At 35.2% G+C, this 2,235-nt stretch carries 3 protein-coding genes; all 3 read right to left on the bottom strand.

What is annotated here, in order from left to right; translation table 11 throughout:
- Positions 1 to 633 precede the first annotated feature (633 nt).
- The 3 genes from psbU to F6K13_RS29500 all read right to left on the bottom strand — a co-directional run bounded on the left by psbU (position 634) and on the right by F6K13_RS29500 (position 1,719).
- Positions 634 to 1,062: a photosystem II complex extrinsic protein PsbU gene (gene psbU, locus F6K13_RS29510; protein ID WP_124144193.1), complete on the bottom strand. Its 429-nt coding sequence runs from the start codon at positions 1,060 to 1,062 to the stop codon at positions 634 to 636.
- 374 nt (positions 1,063 to 1,436) lie between these two features.
- A complete protein-coding gene (locus F6K13_RS29505) occupies positions 1,437 to 1,592 on the bottom strand; it encodes a hypothetical protein (protein ID WP_287289337.1) in 156 nt (51 codons plus the stop codon).
- Complete coding sequence (locus F6K13_RS29500; protein WP_275670319.1) at positions 1,585 to 1,719, bottom strand: hypothetical protein; 135 nt, start codon at positions 1,717 to 1,719, stop codon at positions 1,585 to 1,587. The genes F6K13_RS29505 and F6K13_RS29500 overlap by 8 nt, the downstream gene beginning before the upstream one ends.
- Positions 1,720 to 2,235 lie beyond the last annotated feature (516 nt).

Raw genomic sequence — 2,235 nt, 5'->3', positions numbered from 1 at the left:
TGAAAACAATAAATTTAAGAACTAATCGCTGAGGTTAATAAGTATATCAGGCATTTTATCAAAACTAATATTAGTTTACCGAAAAATTAATAATTTCAGCTTTGAAGTCTATCCTTTTAAATTTTAAGGAGAAAAGTCATTGATATTTCTTTTTAAGAAGAGATAACTGTTAATTGTTAATTATTAATTGTTGAATGTGAAAACTAAACTCTAGAAACTTGAAGCAATTGACATACTCCTGATGTTACCCATAGCTCAACTCCTTGGGGATCTTCAATTCGCATTTGGAATCGCTGTTTGTATAGCAGATGATCAGCGAACCCTGTGTTTTTATTATAAGCATGATTATCTATCCTATCTACTTCAGTAATGATTTTGCTGTATAATTGTAGGACATTATGTATCACCTTCAACTTAATAAGAAGCTTAAATTAGATATAAATTCACCTAATTTAAACTTCTTTGATTTCCCAACACCGACACAAGTAGAATAAATACGGTTTTAACCCGTAGAGTTTCTAATACTTAACTTCAACAATCAATTGGTAATTCCCAAGATTTTATTAAGTACTCAAGTATTAAATAGCAGCATTGAAAATTGACTAATATCTGAAAGTTTAATTTATGCCAATCTTAGTCGTATGAACCAGTATTCAATCTATAGTCACCTTCAATATATACATCAGCAGGTGGAGTCACTGTAAAATTTTCAAGGTTAGCTTGTAAAAGCTTTTTCTGTCTTTCAGTTAGATCGGGAATTTCTAGTACATCCTCTACTTTTTTGTAAGGAGCATTATCTACTATCTTCGCAGCTATAGTTGGGAACATTCCCCGGTATTTCCGAAAGCTTCGTAAAGGACTATTGTTAAGATCGAGCTTCTCTCCAATCTCTCCTAATTTTCTGTCTGCCTTGTTAACTCTTCCAGATTCTACTGCTAGAATTGACGTTGAAGGCCATACAGTTAAACTTAAGTTACCTGCATAAGCTTGATGGTATGGCATTAATCCTACACAACCTAGACATAACCCTAATATTGCTAGCAGTAAGCCTATTTGTTTCATTATTCTATTTCTCCTCATCTTTATTGATATACACAGTTTTTTAAGTACCTAACGGTAAAAATTAAACTGTAGAAATTTAAACAGTTTACTTAATTGTTAGTGGGTTAATCAAGTAACGACTGCATGATACAGTTTACTATTCTCCAGACTCAGAAAGTCTATGAAAATAATTTTTCTACTTGTCGGTTTCCACTGCTTAAACGTCTCGCAAATTATCTCTTCCTTCCTCTAATCCTATAGAAACTTTGGGAGATATGTTTTTGTCCAACAAGACAAATTTAGTCATAGACTATTAAGCCATATTCACTATACCTTATCAGGTTCTACAGCTTAAACTAACCTTTTTTTTGACACTCCCGCCGTTAAATCAAAGATTATAACGGGGTATTCTTGTTTTGCTGACGCAACGCTACGCATTTAATGTCGCGGAGCGAAACACAGATTCTCGGAGTAGGTAACAAATCAAACAAGTTGAGTGGTACTCCCGCTACTACCATCTCCACAAACTTTCTTGCTCCGTCTTTACGCATCAGAAACCGTTGACTCGCAAGCGGTGCGCTTTTCTTTGACAGTGCGCCCTACAGTTATTAACCCTCTATTTTCAATTACTTTTGCAGCAGCTAAATCACCATTGTTATAGAAGGTTGAGTGTACCATACAGCTACTTTTGCTTTTTCTCTCAGTTATCTTATCATGCTGTATTGAAGTTAATTCCAAGCCTTTTGATGTTAACGATCAGCTAATATGTCCCATCGTCAGAAGTCTCATGGGATATTAAACTATAGCAATGTGCGCTGGCATATTTACAAATCACAGGAGGTGTCCAATAGCTAAAAGTCTTATATTATCAGCTTTTTATTCCCCCTTCCGGAGCTGTTGCTTTCCGGAGCTGTTGCCTGCGCACAGCGCTATACAAAGTTTTTTCTTGAGTTTATACACTTGGCACATCTACAATCTAAGCTTTTGCTTGACAGATCGTAACTAAGTAAGTTGGTATAAATAAACCAAACTATGTAAAGATAAGTAAATATGAATAATATATCTATAATGAGTGAGGAAATTTACACATGGGGGCTCGTTTAAGGGTATTTCTCACTCCTGAGCAAGACCAAAGTCTGCTGAAGTTGAGAACAGCGGATGTACCACAGAAAGTCAAAGACCGGGCAGAAGTGA

The organism is Okeania sp. SIO2B9 (assembly GCF_010672505.1).
Classification (GTDB): domain Bacteria; phylum Cyanobacteriota; class Cyanobacteriia; order Cyanobacteriales; family Microcoleaceae; genus Okeania; species Okeania hirsuta.
Note: the sequence above shows the minus strand (reverse complement) of the source record. Positions and strands in the feature narration are given on the sequence as shown.